Origin of the sequence: Pseudomonas sp. (assembly GCF_033723075.1) — a bacterium.
Lineage (GTDB): Bacteria > Pseudomonadota > Gammaproteobacteria > Pseudomonadales > Pseudomonadaceae > Aquipseudomonas.
Map to the genome: position 1 here is coordinate 302,311 of NZ_JAWVXU010000001.1, position 24,611 is coordinate 326,921.

The 24,611-nt window shown below is 61.8% G+C and carries 25 protein-coding genes and 1 pseudogene; 9 read left to right on the plus strand and 17 right to left on the minus strand.

What is annotated here, in order from left to right; genetic code table 11:
• Positions 1-81: 81 nt before the first annotated feature.
• The 7 genes from R3355_RS01450 to R3355_RS01480 all read right to left on the minus strand — a co-directional run bounded on the left by R3355_RS01450 (position 82) and on the right by R3355_RS01480 (position 4,808).
• Positions 82-624: a DinB family protein gene (locus R3355_RS01450; RefSeq protein ID WP_318959753.1), complete on the minus strand. Its 543-nt coding sequence runs from the start codon at positions 622-624 to the stop codon at positions 82-84.
• A gap of 87 nt (positions 625-711) precedes the next feature.
• Complete coding sequence (locus tag R3355_RS01455) at positions 712-1,032, minus strand: isochorismate lyase (protein ID WP_318959754.1); 321 nt, start codon at positions 1,030-1,032, stop codon at positions 712-714.
• 104 nt (positions 1,033-1,136) lie between these two features.
• Complete coding sequence (locus tag R3355_RS01460; protein ID WP_318959755.1) at positions 1,137-1,355, minus strand: DUF6500 family protein; 219 nt, start codon at positions 1,353-1,355, stop codon at positions 1,137-1,139.
• A gap of 114 nt (positions 1,356-1,469) precedes the next feature.
• Positions 1,470-1,994: a DUF2867 domain-containing protein gene (locus R3355_RS01465; RefSeq protein ID WP_318959756.1), complete on the minus strand. Its 525-nt coding sequence runs from the start codon at positions 1,992-1,994 to the stop codon at positions 1,470-1,472.
• A 390-nt stretch (positions 1,995-2,384) separates the two neighbouring features.
• The gene (locus tag R3355_RS01470) at positions 2,385-2,852 is read right to left on the minus strand and encodes a GNAT family N-acetyltransferase (protein WP_318959757.1); all 468 of its coding nucleotides are present in this window, start codon (positions 2,850-2,852) and stop codon (positions 2,385-2,387) included.
• Between the two features lie 844 nt (positions 2,853-3,696).
• Positions 3,697-4,245, minus strand: coding sequence for a cytochrome P460 family protein (locus R3355_RS01475; protein ID WP_318959758.1), 549 nt, complete (start codon positions 4,243-4,245; stop codon positions 3,697-3,699).
• A gap of 29 nt (positions 4,246-4,274) precedes the next feature.
• Positions 4,275-4,808: a peroxidase-related enzyme gene (locus R3355_RS01480; protein ID WP_318959759.1), complete on the minus strand. Its 534-nt coding sequence runs from the start codon at positions 4,806-4,808 to the stop codon at positions 4,275-4,277.
• A 117-nt stretch (positions 4,809-4,925) separates the two neighbouring features.
• On the opposite strand from R3355_RS01480, the gene R3355_RS01485 reads away from it, so the two are divergent.
• Together R3355_RS01485 and R3355_RS01490 are read left to right on the plus strand one after the other, a co-directional pair.
• Positions 4,926-5,768, plus strand: coding sequence for an AraC family transcriptional regulator (locus R3355_RS01485; protein ID WP_318959760.1), 843 nt, complete (start codon positions 4,926-4,928; stop codon positions 5,766-5,768).
• A gap of 208 nt (positions 5,769-5,976) precedes the next feature.
• Positions 5,977-6,455, plus strand: a pseudogene (locus R3355_RS01490) (VOC family protein).
• Between the two features lie 162 nt (positions 6,456-6,617).
• Here R3355_RS01490 and R3355_RS01495 read toward each other — a convergent pair.
• Positions 6,618-7,076 carry a GNAT family N-acetyltransferase gene (locus R3355_RS01495; RefSeq protein ID WP_318959761.1) on the minus strand — a complete coding sequence of 153 codons (459 nt, stop codon included), beginning with the start codon at positions 7,074-7,076 and terminating at the stop codon, positions 6,618-6,620.
• 119 nt (positions 7,077-7,195) lie between these two features.
• Positions 7,196-8,110 (minus strand): LysR substrate-binding domain-containing protein, encoded by a 915-nt coding sequence (locus R3355_RS01500; RefSeq protein WP_318959762.1) that lies wholly within the window; start codon positions 8,108-8,110, stop codon positions 7,196-7,198.
• Between the two features lie 104 nt (positions 8,111-8,214).
• On the opposite strand from R3355_RS01500, the gene R3355_RS01505 reads away from it, so the two are divergent.
• Positions 8,215-9,177, plus strand: a complete 963-nt coding sequence (locus tag R3355_RS01505) for a DMT family transporter (RefSeq protein WP_318959763.1) — start codon at positions 8,215-8,217, stop codon at positions 9,175-9,177.
• A gap of 327 nt (positions 9,178-9,504) precedes the next feature.
• On the opposite strand, the gene ehuA is transcribed toward R3355_RS01505, so the two are convergent.
• From ehuA to R3355_RS01540, 7 genes are all read right to left on the minus strand, one after another.
• Complete coding sequence (ehuA, locus tag R3355_RS01510; protein WP_318959764.1) at positions 9,505-10,284, minus strand: ectoine/hydroxyectoine ABC transporter ATP-binding protein EhuA; 780 nt, start codon at positions 10,282-10,284, stop codon at positions 9,505-9,507.
• Positions 10,281-10,973: an ectoine/hydroxyectoine ABC transporter permease subunit EhuD gene (ehuD, locus tag R3355_RS01515; RefSeq protein ID WP_318959765.1), complete on the minus strand. Its 693-nt coding sequence runs from the start codon at positions 10,971-10,973 to the stop codon at positions 10,281-10,283. Before ehuD ends, ehuA begins: the two co-directional genes overlap by 4 nt.
• Positions 10,973-11,623 (minus strand): ectoine/hydroxyectoine ABC transporter permease subunit EhuC, encoded by a 651-nt coding sequence (gene ehuC, locus R3355_RS01520; protein WP_318947594.1) that lies wholly within the window; start codon positions 11,621-11,623, stop codon positions 10,973-10,975. Before ehuC ends, ehuD begins: the two co-directional genes overlap by 1 nt.
• A gap of 69 nt (positions 11,624-11,692) precedes the next feature.
• The gene (gene ehuB / locus R3355_RS01525; protein ID WP_318959766.1) at positions 11,693-12,565 is read right to left on the minus strand and encodes an ectoine/hydroxyectoine ABC transporter substrate-binding protein EhuB; all 873 of its coding nucleotides are present in this window, start codon (positions 12,563-12,565) and stop codon (positions 11,693-11,695) included.
• A 501-nt stretch (positions 12,566-13,066) separates the two neighbouring features.
• A complete protein-coding gene (locus tag R3355_RS01530; protein ID WP_318959767.1) occupies positions 13,067-15,409 on the minus strand; it encodes a putative bifunctional diguanylate cyclase/phosphodiesterase in 2,343 nt (780 codons plus the stop codon).
• Positions 15,396-16,085, minus strand: a complete 690-nt coding sequence (locus R3355_RS01535; protein WP_318959768.1) for a methylamine utilization protein — start codon at positions 16,083-16,085, stop codon at positions 15,396-15,398. Before R3355_RS01535 ends, R3355_RS01530 begins: the two co-directional genes overlap by 14 nt.
• 182 nt (positions 16,086-16,267) lie before the next feature.
• A complete protein-coding gene (locus tag R3355_RS01540; protein ID WP_318959769.1) occupies positions 16,268-17,020 on the minus strand; it encodes an AraC family transcriptional regulator in 753 nt (250 codons plus the stop codon).
• A 289-nt stretch (positions 17,021-17,309) separates the two neighbouring features.
• Here R3355_RS01540 and R3355_RS01545 point away from each other — a divergent pair, with 289 nt between their 5' ends.
• The 6 genes from R3355_RS01545 to cmoB all read left to right on the plus strand — a co-directional run bounded on the left by R3355_RS01545 (position 17,310) and on the right by cmoB (position 24,100).
• On the plus strand, positions 17,310-18,026 hold the full coding sequence (locus tag R3355_RS01545; RefSeq protein ID WP_318959770.1) for a hypothetical protein: 717 nt from the start codon (positions 17,310-17,312) through the stop codon (positions 18,024-18,026).
• A 57-nt stretch (positions 18,027-18,083) separates the two neighbouring features.
• Complete coding sequence (gene lon / locus R3355_RS01550; protein WP_318959771.1) at positions 18,084-20,495, plus strand: endopeptidase La; 2,412 nt, start codon at positions 18,084-18,086, stop codon at positions 20,493-20,495.
• Positions 20,496-21,075: 580 nt separating this feature from the next.
• Entirely contained in the window at positions 21,076-21,468 is a 393-nt protein-coding gene (locus tag R3355_RS01555; protein WP_318959772.1) for a protease inhibitor I42 family protein, read from the plus strand.
• 160 nt (positions 21,469-21,628) lie between these two features.
• Entirely contained in the window at positions 21,629-22,201 is a 573-nt protein-coding gene (locus R3355_RS01560; protein WP_318959773.1) for a hypothetical protein, read from the plus strand.
• Between the two features lie 190 nt (positions 22,202-22,391).
• Positions 22,392-23,135, plus strand: coding sequence for a carboxy-S-adenosyl-L-methionine synthase CmoA (cmoA, locus tag R3355_RS01565; protein ID WP_318959774.1), 744 nt, complete (start codon positions 22,392-22,394; stop codon positions 23,133-23,135).
• The gene (gene cmoB, locus R3355_RS01570; protein WP_318959775.1) at positions 23,132-24,100 is read left to right on the plus strand and encodes a tRNA 5-methoxyuridine(34)/uridine 5-oxyacetic acid(34) synthase CmoB; all 969 of its coding nucleotides are present in this window, start codon (positions 23,132-23,134) and stop codon (positions 24,098-24,100) included. Before cmoA ends, cmoB begins: the two co-directional genes overlap by 4 nt.
• A gap of 206 nt (positions 24,101-24,306) precedes the next feature.
• Here cmoB and R3355_RS01575 read toward each other — a convergent pair whose 3' ends face one another.
• The gene (locus R3355_RS01575; protein ID WP_318959776.1) at positions 24,307-24,546 is read right to left on the minus strand and encodes a hypothetical protein; all 240 of its coding nucleotides are present in this window, start codon (positions 24,544-24,546) and stop codon (positions 24,307-24,309) included.
• Positions 24,547-24,611: the final 65 nt, after the last annotated feature.

Sequence of the window (24,611 nt, forward strand, 5' to 3'; positions counted from 1 at the left end):
TACCTCCTAAGGCTAACGCTGAGCTTGCGGCAATTTTGCAGCCGCGAAGCGGTGGAAGAATTGTCCGACAACAGCGACTGGTTATACCTGAGATGCCTCTGGAATCAATACCAATAAATCTGTAACCCCAATATCCACCCCTGCCTGTGATAACAAAGTAGAAACCTGCCCCCGATGGTGAGTATGGTGATGGAAGAAATGTAGAAGCAGGTTTGAATAGCACTTGCTCGCGGACACTCCTTGGGTATTGTGGTAGTTGAGAACGTAATCCATATCACCCTCGGAGAGCTCACCGATCCAGTTGATAATTTTGCCGTCCAACCAGTTACGGTGTTTATACAAGCTGCTGAAATCAGCAAACATGATCTGTTTCAGGCTGGCTGGGTCCGGAAGGTCTGCAACCTCTCGTAAAGAAGTTAAGCACGACGGGTGTGTAGCAAACCGCTTGAGCCAGATGGTGTCACCAACAACGATGTGATTCAAGGTACCCAGAATGGAACCGAAAAAGGCGCCGCGATCTTCAGCGAGACTTGTTGCAGAGAGCTGGCCCGCAGCTTCATAAACCTTTGAATTCATCCACTGATTATAGGAAGCCAGCAAATCAAAATGTTGCTTCAGGCTCATCGGACCTCCTGCTCATGGCTAACGTTTCGTTAAAGGCCGGGCTTTCACCCGTCCCGAGTGAACGCAGCGAACGGCTTGAACCGCTTGCTATGCTCTTGTCTGATGAGACTTCCACCGATTCATTTCTTCTTCGATGAAGTGATTTACCAAATCAGTGTAGAGTCGCTCGATTGCATCCGGGCTTAGGCCTTCAGATTCGGCCCACTCTCGACGCTTGGTCAACATAGCCTTGAAACGTTCGGGCGCACGCACAGATGTTGCTGATTTTTTGAACCTGGACGCAGCCAAAACATATTTGAAACGCAAACCCAGAATTTTTATAACAGCCTGGTCAAGAAGATCAATCTCTCTGCGAATGTCTTCCATCCCACCACATTCATCAGGCGCCAGATTATTTACTACTTCCATGTATACAACTCCGTTTCAGATTGATAGGCATAGCGTTTGGTTAAGGGCTGCAGAACGCAGTCCCGAGTGAGCGTACTTAATGGTCTGGGGATGTGCCGCACTTATCAGAGCCCTGCCTCAACCATGCCCTTGATTTTACTAGCCTTTTCGAAATGGTCTAGCTTGTGGGTTTTTATCCACCATGTCGCTGCCTCCATAAGAAGCGCGGGGTCATCATTCTTGTTTGCGAAGAACGCATAAAATGAAACACCTACCGACTCACCCTTGGCAAGTATTTTCTTCGCACACACCCCGACAATTTTGTCTCTTAGGTCATGTCTCATTAAATTTATTTACCCCCACAACTTTTGGTGCGTATAACGCTTGGTTAAGGGACGGGCTCTAGCCCGGTCCTAGTGAGCGAAGCGAACGATTTGAACAGCTTATTATGCGTGACCTTACAGACGACCCGCATTTGCGGCTCGTTGAAGCATTAACCTCGCAATAAACCGATGAAATGGCTTCACTAGTAGCATGTAAAGCCGGCCAACCCTGTTGTGGATTTCAACGGCCGTTGAAACCGTTACCGTTTCAATGCCTTGAATTGATGATTTTAAAACTGAAATCCTGAAGTCGAGGTGTGTATCGTTGTCGCCTACGATGAGTTCATTGGTTGTGATGGACTGGACTGTAAACAGACCTATACGCTGACCGACTTGATAGTTTTCTTCCAGAAAACCACCACTGGCTTCATGTTTTAGGCCAAATACAGTAGCGATAACTCCGCGCACCGACATAAGAGTATTTACCCAGCTTGGAGGGTCCCTGAATACTGCGATGTAGGCGTCGTGAACGCTGAGTTGCGGCTTGCTTAGTGATACTCGATACGCATCGCAAAAGTCAGTTTTTTTCAGTTGGCAAAACAGGCTGCTGTTGTCCGGGACAGGAATTTCAACAACTCTCGACATGAACACCTCACGCATAACGTTTGGTTAAGGAGCGGGCTTTAGCCCGCCCAGTGAGCGCAGCGAACGGTTTTAACCATTTGTTAGGCTCGATGCATACTTAATTTTGAGCACTAAGCTGTAGCTCTTCTGAATAAATTGCTGCAAGCCAGATAGCAACTCCATTATTTATTACCAAAGCATTCAACCTCGAATGCTGGCTCTGGGTGTGAGCACACCTCAATAATTGTTCCAACGTCGCCTATGCAAGGGTTGCGTTGGTAATCTACGCTTGATTTTGAAAAGCGATCGTCTCGAAGCGCAATGACTTGGACAACATCGCATGGCTTCATCTTGGGGCCTAACGTTTGGTTAAGGGGCGGGCTTTAGCCCGTCCCAGTGAGCGAAGCGAACGATTTGAACCAATTGTTAGCCGATAAGTTTGCACATGATGTGCGAGTGATTTTTAAAACCTAGCTTCTCATAAAAATTTTGTGCTGATTGGTTAAAGGCCATAACCTCTAGTCTGATTTGCTCGGCACCTTGCGAGGCAGCCCATTTGCTACATGCCGACATGAGTTCTGTACCAACGCCTGAAGCACGACATTTTTCGTCAACGACGATCGTCCCTACACGACATATCGGACAGCTAACTAGAAATGGTATTGTTTCGTTTTTAGTGATTATTGCCGTTAGAAACCCTACAACTTTACTCTCTATTTCTGCTACCAAAAACAGCCTTGATTTATCACGCAGAGCATTTTGTAAAAACTCTTTGTCAGCGGCAGAAGGCTTTATAAATGCTTCTGGTGCATTCTCGAAATGAAAAGTACCTATTTGCTCATTCAGTACCAATAATGTTTCTAGGTCCGTTTCTTCAGCGTCTCTGGTTCTCATAAATCCCTTTAATACAACTGCTTTCGGCTAAAAGTGATTAGATGTAATTCTTCGTTAATCCGATGGTAGTGAGTTCTGCATAAGCACGCACCAATTTGGCCTTCTGAAAACCGTAAAGCCCTACAAATCAAAACGTCATACCAGCGCGACAGGTTTCTTCCTGTATTCGCTTGACTTCCGCATTCTGCTCTACCGTTACCATTGTATGAAAAAACAGTTTCCGGGAGCCTACACGGACAGTTCAACCTCCAAGCCCCGTCTGCGCGAGCAGTTGCATGCGGCGCGTCCTTTGCGTCATTACAGCGCGGTGCAATTGCAGCCACTCTCTTGGCACTGGATTCGCTACTTCGTTCGTTGCCATCCATGGCGCTAGCCGCTGAGTTGGGCGGGGTCGATGCTCATGCCTGGCTCAGACCGGCCTGCGAGTAAAGGCTCCTGACTGCGACAGACACGCTACCGCCCTCCCCTGCGCACAACGAGGCTGGCGACTGCATGGCTAAAAACACAGGGAGTAACGGCGGTCCTTGCCGGATAGGCGGGGTTGGCTGGCATTCACTTGGATTGCCCGAGCATAGTGCAGTGCGCCGTTCGAGCCAAGCCAGGGCTGCTGCGGCCTGGCAGCGCACATCCGGGCCGTGGCTTGGCCGGAAGACAAAAGGGGAGCACGGTTTGGGCTTGAACGATTAAAACAATTTAGTAGAAGCGCAGCTGATCGCTGTCCCCATTCCTGCCATTCCGACTCCGCGTGCAGGCGCGGACGTCGCCCAGAAAGGTGTCGGGTGGCGGCATGGCGGCTCGCGCAGGACGGAGTCGCCATCCTGCGCGAGGCGTAACCCGCAGCCAGTCAGTGCGGGGTCAGTGTCGGATAGCCCTGGATGAATACCCGGTCGGTCTTGGCCGCCGGCACATGGCAGCCCATGCAGTCGGCTTGGTAGCTGACGGCGACATTCTTGGCGGGGGTGTCGGCCTTGAACAGCGCCCAGCCCCAGCCGTCGCCCCACAAGGGGTTGCTGGCGAAACGGCCTTTGGCGTCCTTGACCATCACGAACCACACGGCCGCATCGGAACCCCAGACCACAGGGTCGCCGGTGGTCATGGCGCTGGTTTCGAGCTTGCGGATCTCTTTCACCAGCGTGGCGCCGTCCAGGAACTTGCCGGTCTTGCGGTAGTGCTCGGCCGAGGCCTTTTCGGTGTACACATCGTGCAGGCCACGAGCGGCGGATTTTTCGTCCAACACCGCATATGAGCCCAGGTGGACGAAGTTTGTGCGGAAGTCTGTGGGGCGGCTGATGCCGCCCTGGCTGTCCACATAGGGCGAAAAGTCGCCGGCCGTGACGGCCAGTGGCAGGACGAGGGCGCTGGCGAGCAGCGCGCCGGTGAGTGCGATTTTCATCGTGTTCTCCTTATATGCCTATGGAGAGATCAGACGGCGACCACGGGGAAGTCCACCGTGGTGTCGGCGATGTGGTTGGTGTAGTTGGTGAGCGTGTTCAGCGCGACGTTGGCGATCACCTCCAGTATCAGGCCGTCGTCGAGCCCCGCGCGGCGGTAGTTGGCCATGGCGTCGGCCGACACCAGGCCGCGTTGCTCGACCAGCGCGCGGGCAAAGCCGGCGATTGCATCGTCGAGTGCGTTGGCGGCCTGGCCTGTGCGGGCCGCGGCGATGGCCTCTGCCGACAGTCCGGCACCTTTGCCGATCAGGCTGTGTGCGCTCAGGCAGTACTGGCAGCGGTTGGCTTGGCCGGCAGCGAGCGCGACTATTTCGCGCTGGGCGGCACTCAGGCGGCCGGTGCCCAGTGTTTCGGACAGGCCGAGGTAGCCGTTGAGCGCCGCCGGCGCGTGGGCCAGCGTGGCGAACAGGTTCGGCACCATGCCGAGCTTGGCTTTGACGGCCTTGAGTGTGGCGGCGGTGGCGGCGTCAGCGGTGTCGAGGGTCAGGGGGGCGATCTGGGTCATGGCTATCTCCGTAGTGGGTGAGGTGCAAGAGCACGTGGCCATAATCGTTTTTTGCTTGGTACGATAGGGCACATTAAGTATCAAATACGTAACCTATCGTCTTGTATGGAGGCTGGAATGGCGGATCGACTGGCGGGCTTGCTCCGGCACTACTCGCTCTCGGCGCGGGTTTTTCACAGCGGTGCCTTCTGCGGGCAGCATCATTACGCGGCGCCGCATGGCTATATCCATCTGCTGCGGCGCGGCCCGATCACCGCGCGTTCGTCGGTGCATGAGGACCTGCTGGTTACCGAACCGAGCCTGTTGTTTTATCCGCGCGTGGTGTCGCATCGTTTTGTCGCCGCCCTTGGCGATACCGCTGAGCTGTTGTGTGCGGAGGTCGATCTGGGCGCTTCGACGGGCAATCCGTTGGCCATGGCCTTGCCGTCGATGCTGCTGATTCCACTGGCGGACTTGCCCGGCCTCGGGCCGACGCTAGAGCTGCTGTTTGCCGAAGCCGAGCGCGATCAGTGCGGTCGGCAGGCGGCCATCGACCGTTTGTGCGAGTTGCTACTGATCCAGTTGCTGCGTTATCTGATGGATGGGCGGCTTGGCGCCACCGGACTGCTGGCGGGGCTGGCCGACCCGAAACTCGCGCGCGCCATCACCGCCATGCACGATGCGCCGCAGACCGCGTGGTCGCTCGAGGCGCTGGCGGCGCAGGCGGGCATGTCACGCGCGCGCTTCGCCGCCGCGTTCAAGGACAGGGTGGGCGTCACCCCAGGCGACTATCTGGCCGACTGGCGGATCAACGTCAGTTGCACCCTGCTCAAGCAGGGGCGGCCGATGGCGGTGGTGGCCGACCGCGTCGGCTACGGCAGCCCGAACGCGCTGGCGCGCGCCTTCCGCGCGCGCATGGGCTGCGCCCCGCGCGACTGGCTGGCGCAGCAGCGCGGTGACGCGGCGCCCGGCGGTGCGTGAGTTCGAGTTCGATTCGCCGGTTCATGACGCAGGCGGCGTCGGTGTTGCGCTCGTCGAGTGGGTGAAATTCGCAGCACGCCGGACCAACTGGTGAAACGCCAGCTGACGCTCCGGCAACGGCGGGTACTCCAGTTGCCGATAAGTAGGCCGGCTGCCTGCGCGGCGAGACTGCAGGTATCGGTCCCAACCCTAATCGTGGAGAGCCAGGATGATCAGCAAAAATACGATTTGCCTCTGGTACGACGGCAGCGCGCTGGATGCTGCGACCTTCTACGCCGAGACGTTCCCGGACAGCGCGGTAGGCGCAATCCATCGCGCGCCTGGCGACTATCCGGCCGGCAAACAAGGCGATGTCCTGACGGTCGAGTTCACGCTGATGGGTATCCCCTTCTCGGCCTGAATGGGGGCCCGGCGTTCAAGCACAACGAGGCGTTCTCGCTCCAGATTGCCACCGACGACCAAGCCGAAACGGATCGCTTGTGGAACGCGATTGTCGGCAACGGCGGCGAGGAAAGTGCATGCGGCTGGTGCAAGGACAAGTGGGGGCTGTCGTGGCAGATCACCCCACGCGTATTGACGGCGGCGATAGCCAATCCTGGTCGAGCGGCGGCCAAGCGCGCGCTCGAAGCCATGATGGCGATGAGAAAGATCGACATCGCGGCGATCGAAGCTGCATTGAAGGCCTGACCTGCACTGCCGGTGCTCAGCAATCGATCCAGGTGGCGTCGTCGGTAATACGCGGCGAGGCCGCAAGTCCGCGGTCGCAAAGGCGGAACATGCACCCGCGGACGACCAATACTTCGCCGCAAACGCATGACGTTTGCCGCTTTGCTTTCGAACCCGAACGGATCAAAGATCCCGCATCATCAACCACTGCTCCTTGCCCCAGGCCTGGAAAGACTCCAGCACCTGCCAGCCGCGCTTCGCGTAGTAGTCGCTGCGATCGTGGGTATGCAGGTAGAGCCGCGCGGTGCCGTGGGCCTTTGCTTCGGCGCAGATGCCTGCGATCAGCTGTGCCGCCAGGCCTCGCTTTCTTGCCTGCGGGGCGATGAAGACGCAGGCGAGCCAGGGGCCCAGATCCGGGCGTGCGGGCAGGTCGTTGGCGGCGAGTGCTGCGCCACCGAGGAGTTGGCCATTCTCGAGGGCGATCAGGCATTGCCACTCACCGTTGTCCTGCCCCTCGGCGAACTCACGCTGCCAGTCGGCCAACGGCTGCTCAGCGAATTCGTAGGTGAACTGTCGATGCAGCCACTGCGCCAGGGTGTCGCTGTACTGCATATGATCGCGGAGCCAGACCAGGCGGTGCATGCGCGGTTCGTCCTTGTTGGTTGTTGAGCGGAGCGCACATGGAGCCGGAGCGACGGATCAGGGTCAAGCCGAATGCGCGGCCAATTGCCCGAACATCCAGCTGGCGGTGCGGAGCGCCCTCATGACTGAACGCCCAGCGCTGACCCCACCCTGCCCTCGGTCAGAGAGGCCACCAGCTCGGCGGCGAAGGGGGACAACGACTCACGTTTGCGCACGCACACCTGCAAGTCCCGCTGCGCCCAGGGTTCCTCGAGTTCGACGACGACCAGAGGGGCGTGTGAGGCGCCTGCCGATACGGCGCTCAGGGGCACCATGCCGAGGCCGACGCCGGCGCTGACCATTCGGCAAACGGCCTCGAAGCTGCGCACCTGGATGCGCACTTCGAGATGCCGGCCGAGCGCGGCCGCGGTGTTCATCGTGAAGGTGTGGATGGCCGAGCCCGCATGCAGCATCACGAAGGGGTCATCCAAAACCTCGGCAAAGCGCGTGCTGGCCCGTTGCGCGAGCGGGTGGTCGGCGGGGGCGATCAGCACCAGGCGGTCGGCGCGGTAGGGAATGAGTTCGACTTCGGCGCCTTCGACCAGATCCGCCACCACACCGACATCGACCTCGCCGCGGGCCACGGCCATGACCACTTCGGGGCTGGTGTGCTCCTCCAGGCTGATGGTGACTTGCGGGTGACGCTTTAAAAAGGTCGCGAGACTGTCCGGCAGGAAAGTATGGGTGGCGTGGGTGTTGGCCCACAGGCTGACATGCCCGCGCACGCCCTTGGCGTAGGGCGTGAGGTCGGCATGCATCTGTTCGAGCTGAGCGAACACCTGGCGCGCGTGGCGCAGCAGGGCTTCGCCGGCGCGGGTCAGGCTGACGCCACGCGGCTCGCGAAGCAGCAGTGCGGTGCCGATCGAAGTTTCCAGCAGACGCATGCGGTGGCTGGCCGAAGACGGCGCCAGATGTACGCGCTCGGCGCCACGGGTCAGGTTCCTGGCTTCGGCAATTGCGATGAAAAGACGCAGGTCGGTCAGGTCATATTGCATAGAGTTGGTCAAATCCGAACGATGGGTTGCCAATAAGCCACTTCTACAAGGGTTATACGCCCCTCATCATTCGTTTCAAGACAACTCTTTGGGATGCAACCACGATGCCATGGAAAACCTGGTCGACCGAACGAGTGGGCATCGTGCTGGCGATCCTCGCGGCCTTCGGCTTTTCCTTCAAGGCGATTTTCGTCAAATTGGCCTATGCCGCCGCGCCCGTGGATGCGGTCACCCTGTTGACCCTGCGCATGACCTTCGCCCTGCCGGTCGCGCTCTGGGTCTGCCTGTCGCTGCGCCGCTCCGCGCCGCCGCTGACGCGCAAGGATTGGGGCCTGTTGATCGCGCTGGGCCTGCTCGGCTACTACGGCGCGAGCATCCTCGACTTTATCGGCCTGCAGTACATCTCGGCGGGGCTCGAGCGCTTGATTCTGTTCATCTACCCGACCATCACCGTACTGATCGGCGTACTCGCCATGGGCAAACGCCTGGAACGGCGCCAAGTGGGTGCGCTGCTGCTGTCCTATGCCGGCATCGGCCTGGCGTTCTCCCACGACCTGCAGGTGGCAGATGACAGCAACGCCGTGCTGATCGGCGCGGCCTTCGTTTTCGGTTCCGCCGTGTCCTATGCACTGTACAGCGCCGGGGCAGAGATCGCGGTGCATCGTCTCGGCACCCTGCGCTTCGCTGCGCTGGCGATTCTGGTTTCCACCGTCGCCACGCAGCTGCACTTCCTCGCCACCCAGCCGTTTTCCGCCCTGATCCAGCCCGCGCCGGTCTATGCGTATGGCGCGGCGATGGCGCTGTTCTCCACGGTATTGCCGGTGTTCTGGCAGTCGGCGGCGGTTCGTCATATAGGCGCGGCGCGCACCGTGCTGATCGGCACACTGGGCCCAATACTGACGATTCTGTTCGGCTGGCTGCTGCTCTCGGAGTCGGTTTCCTTCGCGCAACTGGCCGGTGCCGGTCTGGTGCTGGCGGGCGTGTGGCTGGTCTCCCGGCGCAATGCCCGGGAGCACGTTGGCGAAGCGGTTTGCGCGCAAAACGCCAGGCCGGCATCGCCTCTCTGAGCCTATCGGGCGACGCCAGTCGGCTCGCGCGGTCTGGTGCACATGGTCGCCGTCCTCGCTGCGAGCCCGGCCATGCTCCGGGCCAATGCCAGGGCGCTGCACATCTGTTGGTTTATCTCGACTGAAACGCTCGCAGTTGACTGGTTCAGGTCGTCCCGGTGCATGGCCTGCGGGTTAGCGACCGCCTGCCGGAGATGCGTCGCGCCAGTTCAAATCAGTGGCGCACGGCCTGCGCCGAGTGAATCCCGACGGATCGCAGGTTGCTCGAGTCACTGGGTCGGCGCTTAGGCCTCCGTTTCATGGAGGCGGGAGTGTTGTCACAGCCTTTCAGTCTTCCGGATGGAGGACGGCGTGGAGGAATGCCTTGGTGCGGTCGTTCTTCGGCTCGGTGAAGATCTGCTCGGGCGTGCCCTCCTCGCGAATCGCGCCCTGGTCGAAGAAGCACACCCGGTCGGAGATGCGCCGGGCGAAGTCCATCTCATGGGTCACCAGCAGCATGGTCAGGTCGTGTTCCTCGGCCAGGCGCTGAATGACCTTGAGCACCTCGCCCACCAGTTCCGGGTCCAGGGCGCTGGTCGGCTCATCGAACAGCATCACCTGCGGGCGCATGGCCAGGGCCCGGGCGATCCCGACCCGTTGTTGCTGGCCGCCGGACAGTTGCGGCGGGAATTTATCAGCCTGGTCGCTCAGCCCGACCATCTCCAGCAGCTCCTCGGCACGCAGGTTGGCCTCCTTGCGGGACATGCCGAGCACCCTGACCGGCGCTTCGGTGATGTTGCGCCGCACCGTCATGTGCGGGAACAGATTGAACTGCTGGAACACCATGCCCAGGTTGCGGCGCATCTCGCGCAGGTGAGCTTCGCTGGCCGGCACCAGCTTGCCGTTCTTCTCCTCATGCCAGAGCGGTTTGCCGTCCACATAGACGACGCCCGAGTTGATCGGCTCGAGGGTCATCAGCACCCGCAACACGGTGGATTTACCCGAGCCGGAGGGGCCGATGATGGTGACCTTTTCGCCGCGTTTCACCTCGAAATTGAGGTTGTCGAGGCAGGTGAAATCACCAAAGCGCTTGGTCACGTTCTCGAAGCGAACCAGGGTATCTGTCATTTCAACGGTATTCCTCGTTTAGGCAAACGGACATCCAGGGTCCGTACCAGATAAGCGGCCAGAAGGGTCAGGATCAGGTAGAGCGCGCCGACCATGGTCAGCGGTATCAGGTATTGGAAGGTGCGGTCGCCGATGATTTTCGCGACGCTGAGCATCTCCACCACCGTCACCACGGACAGCACCGGCACATCCTTCATGATCGAGATCAGGTAGTTGCCCAGCGCCGGGATAATCCGCGGCAGCGCCTGCGGCAGAATCACCTTGATAAAGGTATGCGCCGGCGGCAGGTTGAGCGCCCTGGCCGCTTCGCGCTGGCCGCGGGACACAGCTTCCAGGCCAGCCCGATAGACCTCCGACATATAGGCGCTGTACTGCACGCCGAGCGCCACCGCGCCGGTCATGAACGCCGGCAGCAGCAGCCCGTATTCGGGCAGCACGAAGTACAGGAAGTACAACTGCACCAGCAGTGGCGTGTCACGGAAGAATTCGACGATGAACATGGTCGGCCAGGAGACCAACCGCGAGGGCACACCGCGCAATGCCGCGAAGATCAGCCCGAGGATGGCGGCGATGACGAAGCCCAGCGCGGCGGCCTGCAGGGTGACGATCATGCCGCGCAGGAGAATCGGCAAGATGGAGATGGCGAAGGCCCAGGGCGAGCTGGTATCCCAATGGTAGCCGAACAGCATCAGCGAGCCCCCGCTCTGCGCCAGCGTCCGACCCAATGCTCGACGAGCTTCATCAGGGCACTCAGCACCAGGGCCAGGCCGAAATAGATGAACAACGTCAGGCTGTAGATGGTCGTGCTGTCCTGGGTGAGATTGCGCAGGTTTTCCGCGCGGAAGGCCAGGTCGCTGAGGGTGATCAGCGACACCAGCGCCGTGTCCTTGAGGTTTTGCACCGCCAGATTACCGAAGGACGGCATCATCTCCGGCAGCGCCTGCGGCAAGGCGATACGCCACATGCTCTGGCGCGCGGTGAAATTCAGTGCCTTGGCGGCCTCGAGCTGAGTCTTGTGCACGGACTGCACGGCGCCACGGACGACTTCGGCACCATAGGCACCGATATTCAGCGATAACGCCAGAACACCGGCAGTGAACGGTGACAGGTGCACCCCCAGCAACGGCAGGGCAAAGAAGATCCAGAACATCTGCACCAGCAGCGAGGTGCCACGGAAAATTTCGATATAGGAGACGGAAACAGCTTTCAGCAGGGGGTTGGCGGAAAGGCGACCCAGGCCGAAAACGAAGGAACAGAGGGCACCAGCCAGGGTCGACCAGAAGGTCAACTCCACAGTGATCCATGCCCCCTGCATCAGGGTCGGCAGATAATCCCACATGGACTGTGCACCTCCAGACGCTCGGAGTTGGAGAAGGGCGCCGCAAGAGCAGGGGCGGCGCCACTTGCCTTATTCGGCGCTACACAGCTGTTCGGTGGTTTTGGCGAATGAGCCCTTGATATCGGCGGGCGTGAAGCCGTACTTCTGCAGGATTTCCTTCCAGTCGTCGGTCTGCTTGAATTTGCTCAGTTCCGCATTGAAGGCATCGCGAAATTCCTTGGAGCTGTTGGCGAAGGTAAACCCGCCCCAGCTGCGCACTTCGCTGCCGTCGATAACCGGGTCTTCGAACGGATCGGCCAGGGTCACCGCATCGCTCATCCCGGCCAGATTGCTGGCGGTCAGGCCGGTGGCGGCATAGGCCGCGGCGCGGCCGGTGGAGACGGTGGAGATGGCATCGGAGTTACTGTTGATGGTGACCATGTTCGACTCGGGCACACCCAGTTTCTGCAGCATCTCGAGTTGGTCGGCACCGGCCATGATGGCCACCTTCATATCGCCCTCGGCGAACTGCTTGTAGCCATGCAGGTCATGGGGATTGCCCTTCTGCACCAGCAAGCCTTCGCCGTAACTGGTGTTGGGCTGCGAATAGATCACCGCCTTGCAGCGCTCGGGCAGGATCGCCATCTCCGCCGCCACCATGTCGAAACGATTGGCCTTGAGTCCCGGAATCAGCGAGCCGAACTGGGTCACGACCCACTGCACCTCATCGATACCCATGCGTTTGAGGACTGCCGTGGCCACGACCGGCCCTGCCCCTTCCGCTTCACCCTGGGCGTTAATGTAGCCATAAGGAATTTCATTGGCCACGGCCACATTGACGAAGCCCTTCTCTTTCGCCTCCATCAATGTAATTGCGCTGGCGTTCACTGCAAACAGGCCACCGAGTGCGGCGGTCAACGTCCCGATGAGAAACTTCGATCTGGAATTAATGGATCGCATCATCTTTCCCTTATCTTTTGGTTTTCGTCAGACAGACTCGCAAAACATGCCACTTAACTGACATTAATCGAACGGAAGTCTTGGACAGGAATGCTTCGATGTCAAACGACTGCCCGCTTCAATGTAAAAACCGTGAGCGCAATCAGCCGCAAAGAAAGCCGGCCGGGCATAAGATTTCACACCGGGTTTGCCGCCCCCGGACAAGCCATCGAGTACCCTTAAATGTCTGCAATTCAGGGGCTTGGCAAGCCGCGGCCGAGCCTGGACAAGCGCCCACTTTGCCAGCAGAGCCGGTGAGCAAATCGAGTTTCGTGGTGGGGGCGGATTTAGGCGTTCGCTGCTGACGTTGCGGCTGAAGCCGCGCACGTCGGCAGCGACTAACCGGCCTGTCAGCCAGTCGCCCGACTTCGCGGGCATGGAACTGGGCGTCCCCCCGCTCCTACGCGCGCATCTGTGGCCAGATGCGCGGACAAGAACAAGCAGCTGACGCCGGGCGGCGTCGGCTCAAGACACCTTCAGCACGGCAGCCGGCAGCGGCTGGGCGAGCCAGGCCTCGAAGGCTTCGGCCGGCAGCGGCCGGCTGATCAGGTAACCCTGGGCGACATCGCATTGCCAGTGCTCGAGCAAGCGCAGGCTGCAGGCCAGCTCGACGCCCTCGGCGACCACCTTGAGACCCAGGCTGTGGCTCATCTCGATGGTCGAGCGGACGATCACCGCATCTTCGCTGGCGTCATCGAGGTCGCGGATAAACGACTGGTCGATCTTCAGCTCCTGTACCGGCATGCGCTTGAGCTGGGTCAACGAGGAGTAGCCGGTGCCGAAATCGTCCACCGACAGGCTGATGCCGAGGTCGTGCAGGTCATGCAGCACCTGCAACGCCAGCGTGGGATTGACCATCACGCCGCTTTCGGTGACCTCGAAAATCAGTTGCTCGGCCGGCACCTGGTAGCGCGCCAGCAACTGGCCGACACGGATCGGCAACCTGGGGTCGATCAGATCCTCGGTGGAGATATTCAGCGACAGTTGCACGCGCAGGCCACGGCCATTCCACTCGCACAACTGGCGCAGGGACTCTTCGATCACCCAGGCGGTGAGGCTCTGGATGCTGCCGGTACGCTCGGCCAGGGGAATGAATTCGCCCGGCGAAATCATGCCCAGTTGCGGATGCTGCCAGCGCAACAGGGCTTCGGCCTGACGCACCTGGCCGGCGGCGATATCCAGCTTGGGCTGGTAATGCAACAGCAGTTCGGCGTTGCCGGGGGCCAGGCGCAGGTCGCGGATCAGGCGAATCTGCCGCTGATGTGCGGCGTCGCGACCCACCTCGTACATCTGCAGGCGGCCGGGCAGTTGCGCGGCGTCCTGCATGGCGATACTGGCGCGGCGCAGCAGGTCATCCGCGGTTTCGCCATCGGCCGGGTAGGCGGCGATGCCGACACAGCAATCCAGCACGACCTCCTGAGTGCCGATGCGCAAGGGCTGGCTGAGCAATTGCTGCAAGCGGTCGCCGACCACCACCGCACTGTCGCCGTCGCTGTTTTCCAGCAACAGCAGCAGCTCGCTGGTCATCAGCTGAGCCAGGCTGTCGCCGGGACGCAGGCTGGCTTGCAGGCGTTGACTGAGCTGCTGCAGGGCCAGGTCGCTGGCGCCCGGGCCACAACTGTCGTTGAGCGCACGCAAGTTGCCGACGCCGACATACAGCAGCGCCGTTGGCCGCTCGGCGGCAATCGCACTGCCGAGCCGCTCCAGCGCCAGGGTGCGGTTGGGCAGGCCGGTCAGCGCATCATGCAGGGCGTTGTGCGCCAGTTGCCGCTCACGCTCGGCAATGCCCTGCTGCATGTGGTGAAACGCCTTGGCCAGGCTACCCAGCTCATCGCTGCGGTGCAGCTCGAGAGGCATCTGGTAGTCGCCCTGGCCCACCCGCTCGGCCACGGCCGCCAGGCGCTTTACCGGCTTGGAGATGGTGCGCGCCAGCAGCAAGGCACCGCCCAGCGAGGCCAGCAACGCGACCAGGGCGATCAACAGGATATTGCGATCGAGCGGGGCAAAGGCCTGCTGCGCCTGGGTCATGGACTTGTGCAGCAGGGCCTGGACCTGAAAGCCATCGCCACTGGCGAGCACCAGGCGCTGGCCAAGATAGCGCTCTGCACCGATCAGCATCATGTCGTCGGAAGCGGCTAGCTCGACCGCGATGTCGTCCTGCAGCAACGCTTGCGTGGCAGCGGACAGGGTGCTGATCCAGATCGCCGGCTGGTCATCCTGTCTGGCGATCAGGGTCAGCTCGAGCAGGGTCAGGGCGCGCAGCTCACGAGCGAAGGCCTCGTCCACCTGGAAGCCCATCATCACCCGTGCGATCGGCAGCGGGGCGCTGACAGCGGCCTGCACCAACAGGTAGATACTGTCGCCGATCGGCAGCAGAAAAATCTGCACGCCGTCGCTTTGCAGCGCCATCACCTGGGCACTCAGGCGCGCGGCGGTCGGCCCGCTGATGCGCGGGTCGGTGCTCACTTCCAGGCTGCCATCGAGGCCGAGCATCATCACCGCGTCGGCATTGATCCGTGCGCCATGATTGGCCAGCGCCGAGCGAATGGTGGCGCGATCGCCGCTGGCCACCGCCGTCTTGAAACCGAAGTCGGCGGCCAACACCTGCACCGCGTCGTGCAATTGCCGACCACGCACATCAAGCAGTCGCTCGAAGACCCGTGTACCGACATCCAACTGCTCCCGCGCCTGGCTGCGTACAGCCACGCTGGTGGCGGTCTGCACGGCGAAATACAGCGCGCCGACCACCACCAGCAGCAGCAGGATCAGCACACTGGTGATGCGCGCCTGAAAACTACTGGGCAGCATCGCGCGCCGCTTTTTTGAAGGCATCGCCAAAGGCACTCGACGGCGCCGCCGGGCTGACCGCGGCGGGTGCCTGCGTGGCCAGGGTAAAGCGCTGCTGGCTGGGCTGCTCGTCCAGCACCAGCGCGCCAGCGGCCTGCGACAGCATGTCGGGAACCTGCGGGTGCCACAGGCTGACGGCGTAACTGCCGACCGGCAGGCTATCGAACTGCACCCGGCCCTGGGCGTCGCTCACGGCGAACCAGGGGTCATCGGTGACATAGACGTAGCCGACCATCCAGTCGTGGATATTGCAGCCGAGCACCACCGCACCGGGCTTGTCGAACAGCACCGGCTCGCTGGGCGTGCCCTGGTACAGGCGCAGCTCGAAGTGCTTGGCCGGCGAGAAGGAATAGACGTGGTGGCGGATGTTGTCGCTGTTGGGGAAGGCCACCGTGGTGCCGCTACGCACCGCCAGCACGTTCGGCACGAACTGCTTGGCCTGTTGATCCATCAGCGCCGCCGCGGGCTCGGCCTCCGCCCCCAAGGGCCCGCGCAAGGTCAGCACCGCACCCGCCAACGGCTGGCCCTGGGCATCGACCAGCTCGGCCTGCAGGCTGGCAGCCCACAGCGCCGGGCTGAGCGAGCAGAGCATGCCCAGCAAGCCGGCGCGCAATGGATCGAGAAAATGTTTGCTCATGCGGATCACTCATGCTCGGCGCCAACTGCACCACGATAGGAATTCGATGGTTCCCGCGTCGAGGCCTCGACCTGGGAACCATCGAAAGGACCAGGCGACACCGGTTGAATCTCGACAAGACTAGCCGGACGCGCGCAGAAGATCACGCATTAGCATTGCGTGCAACCGTCGGGGACGGTGCGTTATTGGGCGGCGCGCACCCGCTTGGGAGTCAGACCGAGGTAGCGGCGCATGGCGTTGGTCAGCGCGCTCTGGCTGGAAAAGCCACATTCCTCGGCAATGCGGATCAGGGGCAGACCGCTCTCGCGCAGCAGCCGGGAAGCACTGTCGAGGCGGGTCTTCAGCAGGTATTGATGGGGGGTCAGGCCGACGCTGTCCTTGAACTGCGCATGAAAATGGCTGGGACTGAGACAGGCGACCTGGGCCAGTTCGGCGACACTGATGCGCCGCGCCAGGTGCTCGACGATGTAATCGTCCAGTCGTTCGAGATTGAGTGCCCCCGGCACCCGAGCGGATTGCTCGCCGAACAGGCGCAGGTGCAGCGCACGCAGCAGCACGCCGCCGAGGGCGCGTGCCAGCAGCGGGTCGCTGCCATAGCGTTCCAGTTCGGCACCGGCGTAGCTCAGCAGGTTCTGAAAGTCGGCATCCAGTTGCGGGTAACGCGGCGTCTCGAACAGATGGGTCAGCAGGGCCAGGTCTTCGCTGGAGGTGCCCTGCTCATCCAGGTCGATGATCAGCATGCGGTTGTCACCCATGCCGGCAAACTGGTGATCGGCATCGCCGGGTACCAGGCAAGCGCGCATGCGACACACCTCGCCGCCACGGCCGTTGACTTCGAACTCCGCACGACCGGTCAGCGACAGCACCAACTGGTGGTGATCGTGGGTGTGTTCGTGGGCCTGGTCATCCAGGCGCAGCAGGCGTGCTTTGAGCATTGCAACGACATTTCCGAGACGTGTACTGGCACTTTAACCAGTTGTACGGCTCGCCGTCACCCCCCGCGACCAGCGGCGGGGAGTATCCCGCCAACCCACACGCTGCAGCTTGCGGCAGACGCGGCAAAGACGCACCAAAACAGCCGAGAAAAGCGGCGCGCGCACAATAATGGAGCAGCGACCAACGCCGGCTGCCCGGCCTCCCCCCCGCCAGAGCGGGTTTGCCTTAACTGGCAGGAGAGTTGCTAGCACTCCCCTAATGCACTCTGTGCCCATCCGGGACTCACCAATGGAACTCAGCATCGCCCTCGCCTTGGCCGCGGGTCTGTTTCTGCTCGGCCAGTGGCTCAGCCAGCGCGCCACTCGACGCCACCAGCTGGCGCTCGGCCACCTGCAAAGCACCACCCTGCTGCGCACCCTCGAACTGCTGCAGACCCTGCAGAAGCACCGCGGCCTGGGGGCGCAGCAGGACATCGCCAGCGTCAGCCAACGCAACGCCCTGGCCCGTCAACTCGACCAGCTCTGGCTGAACTGGCCAGGCCCCAGCCTGCAACTGCCGCCGTTGCAGCAGGACTGGCCGCAGCTGCGGCGCAATCCGGCCGACTTCGAGGCCCACAGCCGGATGATCGAAGCCCTGCTGACGGTCATCGAGCAACTCGAGGAGCGCCTGAGCCTGCACGACTCGCCGGCACTGCATGGCCAGGGACCGGCGTTCCGCCACCTGGAAGACCTGGCGCGCCTGCGTGGCCTGGCGATGCGCGCAGCCAACTACAGCCACTGTCCAACCGGCCTGCAAACGCAGATGCGCGAGCTGTGCCAGCAGCTCGACGACCCCGCCCACACGGAACCCCTGCACAGCCTGCTGCAACGCCTGCAGCGGGAGCTGATAGACGCCAGCGAGGCTCGCCGGGAGCCCAAGGATTACTTTGCCCTGCTCACCCCGCTGATCGACGCTCGCTTGAGCGACTTGCGCCATGCCCTCGAGAGCCGCATCGCACCGAGCTGATTGAAAAGCGTCATGCATTGCCCCATGTAGCAGTTAACGTGCAACTACAGGTGCCGCATGAACGAGCCACAGGACATCGAAATCCTCGCAGACCAAGCCAGCGAAACCGAGCAGGACCGTCATGGCAGCCATGGCCTGGCGTTGCCCGACCAGCAATTGCCGGACAAGCTGTATGTGATCCCGATTCACAACCGGCCCTTCTTCCCCGCCCAGGTGCTGCCGGTAATCGTCAACCAGGATCCCTGGGGCAAGACTCTGGAACGCGTCGCCAACACCGCGCACCAGTGCCTGGCGCTGTTCTACATGGACAACCCACCGACTGACGGCGCCAGTTTCGACCCCGACAGCCTGCCCGCACACGGCACCCTGGTGCGCGTGCACCACGCCAGCGAGGAAGGCGGCAAACTGCAATTCGTCGCCCAGGGTCTGACCCGCGTGCGCATCCGCGGCTGGCTCAGCCGCAAGCCGCCGTACCTGGCGGAAGTCGAATACCCGAAAAGCCCGGCCGACCCGCGCGACGAGGTCAAGGCCTACGGCATGGCGCTGATCAATGCGATCAAGGAGCTGTTGCCACTCAACCCGCTGTACAGCGAAGAGCTGAAGAACTACCTGAACCGCTTCAGCCCCAACGACCCTTCGCCGCTGACCGACTTCGCCGCAGCCCTGACCAGCGCCCCCGGCAAGGATTTGCAGGAAGTACTGGATACCGTGCCGATGCTCAAGCGCATGGAGAAAGTCCTGCCGCTGCTGCGCAAGGAAGTGGAAGTCGGACGCCTGCAGAAAGAACTGTCGGCGGAGGTCAATCGGCAGATCGGTGATCGCCAGCGCGAGTTCTTCCTCAAGGAGCAGTTGAAGATCATTCAGCAGGAACTGGGTCTGAGCAAGGACGACCGCAGCGCCGACATCGAACAGTTCGAGCTGCGCCTGGAGGGCAAGACCTTGCCCGAACAGGCACGCAAACGCATCGATGAAGAGTTCAACAAGCTGTCGATCCTGGAAACCGGCTCGCCCGAGTATGCGGTCACCCGCAACTACCTGGACTGGGCCACCGTGCTGCCCTGGGGCGTGTTCGGCAAGGACAAGCTCGACCTCAAGCACGCGCGCCAGGTGCTCGACCAGCACCACGCGGGGATGGACGACATCAAGGAACGGATCACCGAGTTTCTCGCCGTCGGCGCCTTCAAGGGCGAGATCGCCGGCTCCATCGTCTTGCTGGTCGGCCCGCCCGGAGTGGGCAAGACCAGCATCGGCAAGTCGATCGCCGAATCCCTCGGCCGCCCGTTCTACCGCTTCAGCGTCGGCGGCATGCGTGACGAGGCCGAGATCAAGGGCCACCGCCGCACCTATATCGGCGCCCTGCCCGGCAAGCTGGTGCAGGCGCTGAAAGAGGTCGAGGTGATGAACCCGGTGATCATGCTCGACGAAATCGACAAGCTCAGCAGCAGCTACCAGGGCGACCCGGCCTCGGCGCTGCTGGAGACCCTCGACCCGGAGCAGAACGTCGCATTCCTCGACCACTACCTGGATCTGCGCCTGGATCTGTCCAAGGTGCTGTTCATCTGCACCGCCAACACCCTGGACTCGATCCCCGGCCCCCTGCTCGACCGCATGGAGGTGATCCGCCTGTCCGGCTACATCGCCGAGGAGAAACTGCAGATCGCCAAGCGCCACCTGTGGCCCAAGCAGCTGGCCAAGGCCGGCGTACCGAAGAATCGCCTGGCCATCAGCGATGCCGCCCTCAAGGCGCTGATCGAGGGCTACGCCCGGGAAGCCGGGGTACGCCAGCTGGAAAAACAGCTCGGCAAGCTGGTGCGCAAGGCGGTGGTCAAGCTGCTCGACGACCCCGCCAGCAAGGTCAAAATCGGCCCCAGGGATCTGGAAGCCTACCTGGGCATGCCGGTGTTCCGCCGCGAGCAGGTGCTGTCCGGGGTCGGCGTGATCACCGGTCTGGCCTGGACCAGCATGGGTGGCGCGACCCTGCCGATCGAGGCGACGCGCATCCACACCCTCAATCGCGGATTCAAGCTCACCGGCCAACTGGGCGAGGTGATGAAGGAATCGGCGGAAATCGCCCACAGCTACATCAGCTCACACCTGAAACAGTTCGGCGGCGACCCGAGCTTCTTCGACCAGGCCTTCGTCCACCTGCATGTCCCCGAAGGCGCCACGCCCAAGGACGGCCCCAGCGCCGGGGTGACCATGGCCAGCGCCCTGCTCTCGATCGCGCGCAACCAGGCGCCGAAAAAAGGCGTGGCGATGACCGGCGAACTGACCCTCACCGGCCAGGTCCTGCCGATTGGCGGGGTGCGCGAGAAAGTCATAGCCGCGCGCAGGCAGAAGATCTTCGAGCTGATCCTGCCGGAAGCCAACCGCGGCTCCTACGAGGAGCTGCCGGACTACCTCAGGGAAGGCCTGACCGTGCACTTCGCCAAGCGCTACAGCGATGTGGCCAAGGTGTTGTTCGACTAGCCGCCGTAGAGCCCGTGTTCCGATGCAAGCTCTGCGAGATCGGGTGGATGGCGCTTTATCCATCCACCAATGGCGATGGTGGATGGATAAAGCCTATGCCCCCATTGCATGTTTAATGAGGTCAGCACCGTAGGAGCGGGCCATGGCCGCGATAGCTGCTTCGCGGGCATGGCCCGCTCCTACGATGTATACCGATCCTACGCTGGCGCGCATTCCGCACATTACCCATTACATGCAACACCTAACGGGCACATAGCCCTTTTATTGGCAATGAGCCTGGGTGTTGAATGAGGTCAGCGCCGTAGGAGCGGCCCATGGCCGCGATGGGTTTCGCGGGCATGGGAACCAGGCGCCCCCCCGCTCCTACGATGTGTATCTACCTCCAGCAGCCGTACATAACAAAAGGCTATGCGACGAACAAGACGCCATCCACCCGACCCAGTTCCCGTAGCCGGGATAGCGGCCCTGGATTGCGCTGCGCCTGCGCCATGAATCTCGGCGACAAAAGCCCTCGGCGACTTACGTCTTGCCCCGCACAGCGGCTATGCTGGCAGGCGTTTGCCGACCACAGGAGTTCACCATGCCGACTGCCCACCGCTTGCTGCTGCCGCTCGGCCTCGCCTTGTTGAGCGGCTGTGCTCACCAACCCGGTAGCCTGAGCCTGCACCAGCAAAGTCAGTGTCCGCTGAGCCTGCGCAGCGGCCAGCACCTGATCCTGACCCTGCCGAGCAACCCCACCACGGGCTTCCGCTGGGTGCTGCGCGACGGCGCCAGCAGCCTGCTCGACAGCCTCGGCCCCGAGGTCTACAGCAACCCGGAAGACGCGGGGCTGATTGGCAGTGCCGGCCAATCGACCTGGCGTTTCCAGGCCAGACAGGCAGGCGCAGGCCACCTGCTGCTGACCTATCAGCGCCCCTGGGAAACCGAGGTCGCCCCGGCAAAAACATTCGATTGCCCGATCCGGGTCAAGTAAACCCGCTCGACCGCCCTGCCCGGCCGTTACGGCCTTGTCGCGGGCCCTGGAGAAGATTGCCGACGCAGATCATGCAGTGAGTGTTGTCCCCGTGAGGCAAGCAGAACCCGGTTTATTCGGCTATAGCAAATAGACGGGATCTACTTTCGAGGGAAACCACATGACGCGGCTATGGCGTGAAGCAGTAGTGGTCGTGACGCTGTTCTGGCTGAGTGGATGCGGCAGCCTTTTACCCAGCGAACGAGCCGAAGTGCAGTCACCATTCATCGATTACCTGGATGCGGAAATGCGCTATTCCCAGGCCGTCAATGGCATGACCAGTCGCGCCGAACTGTTCTCCCTGGGCTTTGATCCGCTGGCCCAGGGCAACGGCAAAATGCTCTCGTTCATCGACGTACGGCTGATGTTCGTGCAGCCGAACATCCCCATCGCCTACCTGCCGGACGGTCTGGTGCGATGCCTGGAAGCCAAGGATCGCTGCATCGGCTATGCCTTCGAATTCACCAAGACCGATACCCAGCGGGTCGGCAGTTTCTGGGCCGATGTGTTCAACTTCCGTAAACAGCGGGCGATGCAGGGCTGGTCGTTCCGCGCGGTATTCGTACTGGTCGACGACACCCTGGTGCACAAGGTCAGCAATGGCGAACCGAACATTCGCCATTTCGAAGTCAAACGCAACCCGCTGGGTCCGCTGCAGGGCGCCGGTGAGTATTTCTCCGATCAGTTGAAGTGATCCTGGATGCCGCTCAGGGCTGGGCGGCACGCCGCAAGATGGTACGAAATATCAAGGCCCGGGAAGCAGGGCTGCCTTCGCTCCGCGCCATGCACCAGCTGTGCCCTGCAGGAGAAGGACACAAGGCCGTCGTCGCTGCGCGACTTTCACGTTAAAATCGCCGGCTTTCTCGACCTCGCGCGGAACCACCGTGAAAAAACAGCCCGACCGTCTCTTCGCCCAGCCCCTGCCCCAGGTGCCGGACTTCGCCTTCAACGAGGACGTGGTGCGGGTGTTCCCGGACATGATCAAGCGCTCGGTGCCCGGTTACCCGACCATCGTCGAGAACATCGGCGTACTCGCCGGCCAGTTCGCCCAGCCGCACAGTGTGCTCTACGACCTCGGCAGCTCCCTCGGCGCGGTGACCCAGGCCCTGCGCCGCCACGTACAGGTCGAAGACTGCCGGGTCATTGCGGTGGACAATTCCAGCGCCATGGTCGAACGCTGCCGCGAATACCTGCATGCCCAGGATTCGATGTTCCAGGAGTTGTTGCCCGTCGAGGTGATCAAGGCCGACATTCTCGGCCTGGCGTTCCAGCCGGCCTCGCTGGTGGCGCTGAATTTCACCCTGCAATTCATCCAGCCAGAACAGCGCCTGGCCCTGCTTGGCCGGATTCGCCAGGCCCTGTTGCCTGGCGGCGCCTTGATCCTCTCGGAAAAACTGCGCTTCGAAGATGCCGAGCAACATAAGCTGCTCGGCGACCTGCACATCGCCTTCAAGCGTGCCAACGGCTATAGCGAACTGGAAATCGCCCAGAAACGCAGCGCCATCGAAAAAGTCATGCTGCCAGATAGCCTGGAGCAGCACCGCGAACGCCTGCTGGCCGCCGGCTTCAGCAAGGTGGTGCCCTGGTTTCAGTGCCTCAACTTCGCCTCTTTGATTGCCCTGCCATGATCAACCGCCTCGACCTCGATGCCCTCCAAGCGCAATTGGCTGGAACGCCACTGCAAGACTGGTCAGCTGGCCTGCCCGGACAGATCGACGCCAAACTGGCCATCGGCCATGGCGACCTGCAGCGCTGGTACGGCGCCGTTCAGGCATTGCCTGCGCTGAACGTCGAACAACTGGAGCTGTTGACTGCCTTCACCTTCGGCGGTGCCTGCGATGAAACCAGCCGCGGCGAACTGAACAGCGCGCTGCAGGGCTTGATCCCTTGGCGCAAAGGCCCTTTCGAGCTGTTCGGCGTGCATGTCGATACCGAATGGCGCTCGGACTGGAAGTGGCAGCGCGTGGCGCCCTACCTCGACCTGGCCGGCAAGCGCGTGCTGGATGTTGGCTGCGGCAACGGCTATTACATGTGGCGCATGCTCGGGGCCGGCGCCGACAGCGTGGTCGGCATCGATCCCAACTGGCTGTTCCTCTGCCAGTTCCTCGCGATCAAGCACTACCTGCCCGATCTGCCGGTCTGGCATCTGCCGCTGGCCTTCGAGGAACTGCCGGGCAAGCTGCAGGGCTTCGATACGGTATTTTCCATGGGTGTGCTCTACCACCGGCGCTCGCCGATCGACCACCTGCTGGATCTTAAAGATTGCCTGGTCAAGGGCGGCGAACTGGTGCTGGAAACCCTGGTGGTGGAAGGTGACGCCCAGCAGGTGCTGGTGCCCGAAGACCGCTACGCGCAGATGCGCAACGTCTGGTTCCTGCCCTCGGTACCGGCACTGGAACTGTGGCTGCGCCGCGCCGGCTTCGTCGACGTGCGCTGCGTGGATGTCAACACCACCTCGGTAGAAGAACAACGCGCCACCGAGTGGATGCGCTTCCAGTCGCTGCCGGAATTCCTCGACCCGGCCGACCATGGCCGCACCCTCGAAGGCCTGCCGGCGCCGACCCGCGCCGTGCTGATCGCACGCAAGCCCTGACAAACCCGCGCAGGTGTGAGGCGTCACTCAGAGGCTGTGAAAATATCGAGCGCCGTCGCGTGGCTGTCTCCAGGCGCTCGCAGCACAACCTCAGCTGAGGGCGCTTGGAGGCGTTCGCAGAGGCAGCCGCTGTAGGCAGGAATTTTTTCACGGCATCTCCCCCCTGCGCAGCCGGCGCCGCGCGGCAAAGCGCGCGGCAATCACCGTCAGCCGCTCTTGCGCACCATGCGCCACTGCTGCCCTGGCGCTGCCCTGGCGCTGCCAAGGCGGGCACGGCCACTTGCCTCCTCCTGCAGCAAACGACGCATCTGTCGCCGCCAACGCCAGGCCGCCCAGCAGTCCACGATAAAGTTCTGCAGATCGAACGGCCACATCGCCGGCATGTAGAACTCTGGCATGTCGACCGAATTATCCTGCCGGGTTTTGCACTCCTTTGAATGGGACATGACGCACCTCCTCGCTACCGCACTGACCCCACATCGAGTACCGCAATGCCGGTATCAAGATGACT

Excerpts from the sequence above, each read along its gene's own strand:
- R3355_RS01555 (WP_318959772.1), top strand. The coding sequence starts at position 21,076 with ATGCCGACTGCCCACCGCTTGCTGCTGCCGCTCGGCCTCGCCTTGTTG.
- lon (WP_318959771.1), top strand. The coding sequence starts at position 18,084 with ATGAACGAGCCACAGGACATCGAAATCCTCGCAGACCAAGCCAGCGAA.
- ehuC (WP_318947594.1), bottom strand. The coding sequence starts at position 11,623 with ATGTGGGATTATCTGCCGACCCTGATGCAGGGGGCATGGATCACTGTG.
- R3355_RS01455 (WP_318959754.1), bottom strand. The coding sequence starts at position 1,032 with ATGGAAGTAGTAAATAATCTGGCGCCTGATGAATGTGGTGGGATGGAA.
- R3355_RS01485 (WP_318959760.1), top strand. The coding sequence starts at position 4,926 with ATGGCGGATCGACTGGCGGGCTTGCTCCGGCACTACTCGCTCTCGGCG.
- R3355_RS01460 (WP_318959755.1), bottom strand. The coding sequence starts at position 1,355 with ATGAGACATGACCTAAGAGACAAAATTGTCGGGGTGTGTGCGAAGAAA.
- ehuA (WP_318959764.1), bottom strand. The coding sequence starts at position 10,284 with ATGACAGATACCCTGGTTCGCTTCGAGAACGTGACCAAGCGCTTTGGT.
- R3355_RS01505 (WP_318959763.1), top strand. The coding sequence starts at position 8,215 with ATGCCATGGAAAACCTGGTCGACCGAACGAGTGGGCATCGTGCTGGCG.
- R3355_RS01575 (WP_318959776.1), bottom strand. The coding sequence starts at position 24,546 with ATGTCCCATTCAAAGGAGTGCAAAACCCGGCAGGATAATTCGGTCGAC.
- ehuB (WP_318959766.1), bottom strand. The coding sequence starts at position 12,565 with ATGATGCGATCCATTAATTCCAGATCGAAGTTTCTCATCGGGACGTTG.
- cmoB (WP_318959775.1), top strand. The coding sequence starts at position 23,132 with ATGATCAACCGCCTCGACCTCGATGCCCTCCAAGCGCAATTGGCTGGA.
- R3355_RS01470 (WP_318959757.1), bottom strand. The coding sequence starts at position 2,852 with ATGAGAACCAGAGACGCTGAAGAAACGGACCTAGAAACATTATTGGTA.
- R3355_RS01535 (WP_318959768.1), bottom strand. The coding sequence starts at position 16,085 with ATGAGCAAACATTTTCTCGATCCATTGCGCGCCGGCTTGCTGGGCATG.
- R3355_RS01495 (WP_318959761.1), bottom strand. The coding sequence starts at position 7,076 with ATGCACCGCCTGGTCTGGCTCCGCGATCATATGCAGTACAGCGACACC.
- ehuD (WP_318959765.1), bottom strand. The coding sequence starts at position 10,973 with ATGCTGTTCGGCTACCATTGGGATACCAGCTCGCCCTGGGCCTTCGCC.
- R3355_RS01465 (WP_318959756.1), bottom strand. The coding sequence starts at position 1,994 with ATGCGTGAGGTGTTCATGTCGAGAGTTGTTGAAATTCCTGTCCCGGAC.
- R3355_RS01560 (WP_318959773.1), top strand. The coding sequence starts at position 21,629 with ATGACGCGGCTATGGCGTGAAGCAGTAGTGGTCGTGACGCTGTTCTGG.
- R3355_RS01475 (WP_318959758.1), bottom strand. The coding sequence starts at position 4,245 with ATGAAAATCGCACTCACCGGCGCGCTGCTCGCCAGCGCCCTCGTCCTG.
- R3355_RS01450 (WP_318959753.1), bottom strand. The coding sequence starts at position 624 with ATGAGCCTGAAGCAACATTTTGATTTGCTGGCTTCCTATAATCAGTGG.
- R3355_RS01500 (WP_318959762.1), bottom strand. The coding sequence starts at position 8,110 with ATGCAATATGACCTGACCGACCTGCGTCTTTTCATCGCAATTGCCGAA.
- R3355_RS01480 (WP_318959759.1), bottom strand. The coding sequence starts at position 4,808 with ATGACCCAGATCGCCCCCCTGACCCTCGACACCGCTGACGCCGCCACC.
- R3355_RS01545 (WP_318959770.1), top strand. The coding sequence starts at position 17,310 with ATGGAACTCAGCATCGCCCTCGCCTTGGCCGCGGGTCTGTTTCTGCTC.
- R3355_RS01540 (WP_318959769.1), bottom strand. The coding sequence starts at position 17,020 with ATGCTCAAAGCACGCCTGCTGCGCCTGGATGACCAGGCCCACGAACAC.
- R3355_RS01530 (WP_318959767.1), bottom strand. The coding sequence starts at position 15,409 with ATGCTGCCCAGTAGTTTTCAGGCGCGCATCACCAGTGTGCTGATCCTG.